This window comes from Labilibaculum sp. K2S (genome assembly GCF_030372765.1).
GTDB lineage: Bacteria > Bacteroidota > Bacteroidia > Bacteroidales > Marinifilaceae > Labilibaculum.
This window is the reverse complement of the sequence record NZ_JAUCMW010000021.1, coordinates 77,222-83,565: the sequence shown is the minus strand read 5'-3', so window position 1 is coordinate 83,565 and position 6,344 is coordinate 77,222. Positions and strand designations below refer to the sequence as shown.

Here is a 6,344-nt window from a genome sequence, read left to right as displayed (position 1 = left end):
ATCAGTGGCACACTTTGAACCGAAATGGGTGGCACATAATGGAGCGATTTATCCAATTTGATCCCCAATATTTAAATAAGTTCTGCATTTTGGACATAAATAATTAGCCTTCATAACAATATATTTAAGTGGATTATTCCCTAAATAAAATATAAGACTTTACAAGAAGAATGTCAATTTAAATCTGCTAATATTCAACGAACTACACCATCTATTTGATGCTCAAGCATTCTTTTTTTAATTTATTCTAGTGCCGTAATTTTCAATTACCTATTAATTCGGTTATATTTGATAAAAGCATATTAAAAAATCTCCCAAATCGTAAAAAGGACAAGACTTGAAACTATTTATTACCATACTTCGTTGGATTGCACGTTTTTTAGGAATTTTCTTATTCCTATTTTTTATTTGGTTTGCAATCCAAATTGGTTCTCCCGATTTAAATTTGATGTCTGAACAAGAAATCAGGTTGTTTTCAGCCAACGTCATAATGCTAATGGGATTAATTATCGTATGGAAATTTGAATTTATAGGAAGCCTTCTTTTAATCTGGGGATACATATTTTTTGCAATAGCCAATTATTCCTTTTGGAATGGACCTGTTTTTCCAACCTTCTTTTTTTTGGGACTATTACATCTATTATGTTGGGCTCTCAGCACTTTTAGAAATTTTAATAGCCATAAAATCTCATTTCTGATTTTCCTTAAATAATTCGAAGAGTAACATTTGGATAAATTTCTCTTATCAAATCAAATTTTTACTATTTTTGAATCAATTACAACCATAACAAATATAAATTTCAGTACATGCTAAATATTGCACTTTTTGGCCCCCCTGGAGCAGGTAAGGGAACTCAATCAAAAATGCTTATCGAAAAATATAATCTTGCGTATATATCAACAGGAGATATACTAAGAGGTGAGATTGCCGAAGGAACCGAGTTGGGGTTGCAAGCAAAAGACATTATCAAAAGGGGGGGACTTGTTCCCGATGAAATTATCGTTCAAATTATGGAAGAACGTATTCAAACCGATACTGAAGTAAATGGTTTTCTTTTTGATGGATTTCCAAGAACAACTGTACAAGCCTATATTCTTGAAGGTTTGCTATTAAAGATGAATACTAAACTTGATTGTATGCTAAGTTTAGAGGTTCCCTCAGATCAACTTCGAAATCGTTTGTTAGATCGTGCAAAAAAGGAGAATCGATCAGATGACACTGAGGAAGTAATTAGTGTTCGATTAAAAGAATATGATACTAAAACAGCTCCGGTTGCAAATTTTTACAAAGAGAAAGAAATATATCATGGTATTGATGGGTTGGGTGGTATTGACCAGATTTTTGAACGATTGACTTCAGTAGTAGACCAAACCCTTCAAAAATCATGGATTAACCTGGTTTTATTAGGTCCTCCAGGATCAGGAAAAGGGACTCAAGGAAGAAAATTAGCCGAACAATTTAATCTCGAATACATTTCAACAGGTCATTTGATGCGTCAGGAAATCAAAAAAGACACGGAAATGGGACAAAGTGCAAAGACCTATATGGAAAAAGGAGATATTGTTCCTGATGAAATTGCTATCCGTCTAATTGAAAGACAAATTCGCAAGCATCCTGATGCCAAAGGTTTTATTTTTAAGGGATTTCCTCGAACAATTGTTCAGGCATACATACTTGATGGTCTATTACGAAAACTTGGTTCAATTGTAACTACATCAATTAATTTGGATGTTTCTACACTTGAGTCGATTAAACGTTTAACCTACAGAGGGAAAACGGAAGGCAAAAGACTTTATGATGATACTGATATCATTATTCACAGATTAGAGCAATTTGAAAAAAGAAGCATAAAAGTGAGTAACTATTACTCTAAACAGGACAAATTTGAAATTGTAAATGGATTGGGAAGTGAAGAAGATGTTCTTAAACGACTCACGGATGTAGTCAATAAATCATTCAAAAAAATTAGATAACCTAACAGAAAACTGGCTTTGTATTCAAAAAGTCAGTTTTTTTTTAATATCTCCTCTAATAATACAATTAAAAGCCTTGACATGGTAATACTGATCTTTAATCAAAAGCAATCGGTTAATAGTCATAAATTTACTAAAATTGTAATTAATATAATTGAAGAGGAGAGAGGTAATGTATCTGAAAAATCCAAGTCTGAATGAAATACTTTATTTGTTAGAAACCAATGTATTTTCTAACAATTCATTTGCCTTCATCCTTATTGGGGAAGATTCTAAAATCCCATTAGATGAGTTAGTTAATTCGCTGAATAACAAAAATATAAAGTTTACTGGTGGTGTTTTTCCAAAAATAATAAACAACAACGAAACATCCAGTACTGGAGTAGTAATTAAGTGGTTACCGCATAATGCTATTTCAATTTATTTTGATTCGTCGAAAACCTTTAGCCGACAATTTTCTGAATTTAGCAAAGTAACTTTTTCAACGGCTTATGTTTTAACTTCCGGCATATCTTCTGATAGTTCAGAACACTTAAGATCTTTATATACTTATTTAGGAAATGATGTTAAGTTTATTGGTGGTGGCGCTGGCCGGATCAAAGAGCAGAATGAGGGTATTTTAATAAGCAATGATGGCGTTTTTAATACAGGAACAATCATTACACTAACTAAAAATAAGGCCACAACAGGCTCATTGCACGGTTGGACAAAACTTTATGGTCCATTTATCGCTACAAAAACAGATAAAAACTTTATTAAAGAACTTAATTGGGAAAATGCATTCGTTGTTTATCAACGATTTTTGAAAACTATATTAGACATTAAAATTAACAAAGAAAATTTTGAGGCGAATTCAATTCATTATCCGTTTGGAATCTATAAAGAAAGTAGTGAATATATAATTAGAGATCCAATGAGAATTACTGAAAAAGGTTATTTACAATGTGTTGGTAACATTCCTGAAAATTCAGTTATTGACCTCATGACAATGAAAGAAGAAGATTTTAAATCTGTATCTAAAAATCTTGTTTATCAAAGTATCGACACCAAATTTAAAATAAATGATGTGCTTATTTTTAATTGCATATCAAGAAAAAATCACTTAAATAATGACTTTTATTTGGAACTCTCAAATTTAACTGAAGAAATCAAAAGCACACAAAAAAAAGTGAATTTAGAAGGAGCTCTTTCAATTGGAGAAATATATTCAAATGGGGAAGGATATCCTGAAATATTAAATAAATCTATTGTTTTAGGTTTTTCATATCTAGATAAGAATGCAAACTAACGATATAATAAAAGACATTTCATTTTTGTATGAATTATCCTTATCTATCGGTCAGTCCTTAGATTTGAAGGAAAATTGCAGAAGGTTTTTAGATACACTAATGTCAATCAAAAATATAGAGTTTGGTGGTGTTTGGATTCGGAATAGTAATATTGCATTTACAGAGCAAGAACATGGATTAAAAGCAGTTTATTCTCATCCAATTATCAAGCTTGAGAGTTGCTCAATATGTAATTCTAATTTTATTGATCGTTGTTTTTCAAGCCAAAATTCATTTTCATGTATTCTTACTCAGAAAATTAGTGAAGAAATTGGTTTTAAAGTGAAAGAAGGAGGAGCGGTAACCTTTTTCCAATTGCACGAAATCGGATTTCTGGTGCTATATTCATCTTCTGAGAAACGAATCTGGAGCCAAATCGACCAAACTAAATTAAAAAATGTTTTAGACAAATTTTCAGTATCTATTCAAGCATGCATTTCCCATGCAATATCGCTGCAGGATTTAATTACAATAACAGAAACAAAAAAAGAACTTGAAAAAGCGAAGAAAGAGGCTGAAGAATCTGAAAAATTAAAAACAGCCTTTCTTTCTAACATAAGCCATGAAATTCGAACACCTATTAATGCCATGGTTGGATTTTCGAATCTATTATCAGATAACAATCTAAATAAAACTCAACGAGATGGTTTCATTAATCACATTTCAAATAATAGCAAAAAACTTTTAAAGCTTATCAATAACTTGATTGATGTTTCCAAAATGGATACGAATCAATTAGCAATTCAAAAAGAAAAATTTGTACTAAATCCAGTCATAACTGACTTATTTAAAGTTTTTGAAACAAGTCACAAATTTAATACACGTCTTGAATTAAGACTTATTTTGCCAGAGAACAGTGAACAATTCTCTATTAATTCAGATAAAAATAAAATAGTTCAAATACTTGATAATCTTATTGATAACGCAATTAAATTCACAACAAAAGGAATTATAGAAATAGGGTATTTCATAGAAGGCGGAATCAATCCAATATTTTACATAAAAGATACAGGGGTTGGTATTTCTTGTGAAAATCAACATATTATATTCGATCTATTTAGACAAGGAGAAAGCAGTTCTACCAGAAAATTTGAAGGTTCAGGAATTGGTTTAACTCTTTGTAAAAAAATGGTACAGCTTCTAGAGGGGGAAATTTGGTTTGATTCTAAAATTGAAATTGGTTCCAATTTTTATTTTAAAGTACATAATTTGGGTCAATCAAATCTTAAACTTTTAAGAGAGTCTTCAGATAAATTTGAGTGTAGAATCGAGAGTTCAGGAGTAAAATCCATAGATTATACCAATCGTAATATTTTAATTGCAGAAGATGTTAAATCTAATTTCAATTACTTAAATGCAATAATTGAATTAACTGATGCAAATGTAATTTGGGCTCGTAATGGCAGAGATGCCATCGAAATATGTCAGGCAAATGATCCGCAAATAGACTTGGTCTTAATGGATATGAGAATGCCTGAGATTGGCGGATTGGATGCAATAAAACAAATTAAAGCCATCAATAGTAAGATCCCGGTTATAGTGCAGACAGCATTTACATTTAATAATGAAAAAGAAGAATGTTTTAAGGCTGGTGCGAATGAATTTATTACAAAGCCTATTGATCCTCATAAATTAATGGAAGTACTGCAGAAGTTTCTTTAATACAGATTGTGCGATTTTCAAAAACTATATTTGTCTTATAATCAACATTACGTTAAATAAGAATTATATAATAAAAGGAAGCCAAAACTTCCTTTTATTTTTAATGTTCTTTATTTATTCCATTCCATCCAACTGAGCTTTTACCTTATTGTACTTTTCAAGGTAAACTTCGTTTTCATTTCTCAGTTTGAAATATAATTCTTTCAAAGTAATCATTGAATTTTTCTCATCAGGCTGCATCTCTAGAACCTTTTCGAAATAAGGAATTACTGCTTCGTATTCTGCATAAACAGCCTTAATTGCTTCATTATACTTTTTAGCATCCATTATTTCATTGGCTGCCTTATGCTTCAGAATAGCTGCATTAAGTTTTAGTAAGCCAAGATTGTACTGAGAAGTAAAATCATTTGGATCCATACTTAATGCTTTAGTATACATCTCTTCGGCCTTAGCAAATTCTTCAGTCTTTTCATACAAAGTACCCTTAGCACGGTAAAAAGAAGCATTATTTGGATCCAATTCAATTGCTTTATCCAAATAATCAGCAGCCTTTTGAGGCTCTCCACCTAACATATAATGGTTAATTAGCTCAACCAACATCCATGAATCATTAGGATATAGCTCAAATCCTTTATGAAGATATTTAACTCCTTCTTCTTTATTTCCAGAATCAGTTAAAACTTTGGCCAAATTAGCATAGGTTTTTGCTCCACCATAGTTGTATTCAATAGATTGCTTGTAATATTTTGCTGCTTTATCTAATTGATCTGCCTTTTGAGCAGTCATACCTGCATTAAAAATGACAGCTGTATCAATCGTAGCATTTTCTTTAAACATATCCATTCCCTCAATTTCCAATACACGCTCAAAAGCAGCTAAAGCGCCAGGAAAATCTCCTGCATTATATAAATTAACAGCTTCATTTGTGTAATTAGGAATCATGTTTGTCATCTGAGCTTTAACAGGCTTCTCCATTTTCCCTTTTTCATCTAACTCAAGAGCTTTCATATAGGCATCGAAAGCAATATCAAGCGGTTTTTCCGCCAATTTCTTGTACGCAGGAAGAGGACTTTCAAAAATTCCTTGATACACTTTTCCTTTTACAAAATATGCCTTAGCATATGCCACACATTTTTCGTCCTGAATCCCTTCATCAATAGCTTCTTTTGCTTTATCCAACTTACCAGAAGTAAGATAATTCTGGGCTCCAGTCACCTTGCTTTTCTGTGCACTTACACTTGCAACACACATAAGCATAACTAGAATGAATGATAATTTTCTCATAATCAATGTTTAGTTTTAATAACAATCTTGAACAAAAATATATTTTTATTTCATACTATGAACAAGATTGTTTTCTTTATATTTAGTCTAAGTATC

General features: G+C 31.2%; 5 protein-coding genes. 4 read left to right on the top strand and 1 reads right to left on the bottom strand.

What is annotated here, in order from left to right:
• The first annotated feature begins 337 nt into the window (after window positions 1-337).
• From QUH73_RS20960 to QUH73_RS17660, 4 genes are all read left to right on the top strand, one after another.
• Window positions 338-712, top strand: coding sequence for a DUF7670 domain-containing protein (locus QUH73_RS20960; RefSeq protein WP_442913425.1), 375 nt, complete (start codon window positions 338-340; stop codon window positions 710-712).
• A gap of 95 nt (window positions 713-807) precedes the next feature.
• Window positions 808-1,974: an adenylate kinase gene (locus tag QUH73_RS17670; RefSeq protein WP_289531762.1), complete on the top strand. Its 1,167-nt coding sequence runs from the start codon at window positions 808-810 to the stop codon at window positions 1,972-1,974.
• A gap of 154 nt (window positions 1,975-2,128) precedes the next feature.
• Window positions 2,129-3,262 (top strand): FIST signal transduction protein, encoded by a 1,134-nt coding sequence (locus QUH73_RS17665; RefSeq protein WP_289531761.1) that lies wholly within the window; start codon window positions 2,129-2,131, stop codon window positions 3,260-3,262.
• Window positions 3,252-4,964 carry a response regulator gene (locus QUH73_RS17660; protein WP_289531760.1) on the top strand — a complete coding sequence of 571 codons (1,713 nt, stop codon included), beginning with the start codon at window positions 3,252-3,254 and terminating at the stop codon, window positions 4,962-4,964. Before QUH73_RS17665 ends, QUH73_RS17660 begins: the two co-directional genes overlap by 11 nt.
• Window positions 4,965-5,078: 114 nt before the next feature.
• On the opposite strand, the gene QUH73_RS17655 is transcribed toward QUH73_RS17660, so the two are convergent.
• Window positions 5,079-6,248 (bottom strand): tetratricopeptide repeat protein, encoded by a 1,170-nt coding sequence (locus tag QUH73_RS17655; protein ID WP_289531759.1) that lies wholly within the window; start codon window positions 6,246-6,248, stop codon window positions 5,079-5,081.
• Between the last annotated feature and the right edge of the window lie 96 nt (window positions 6,249-6,344).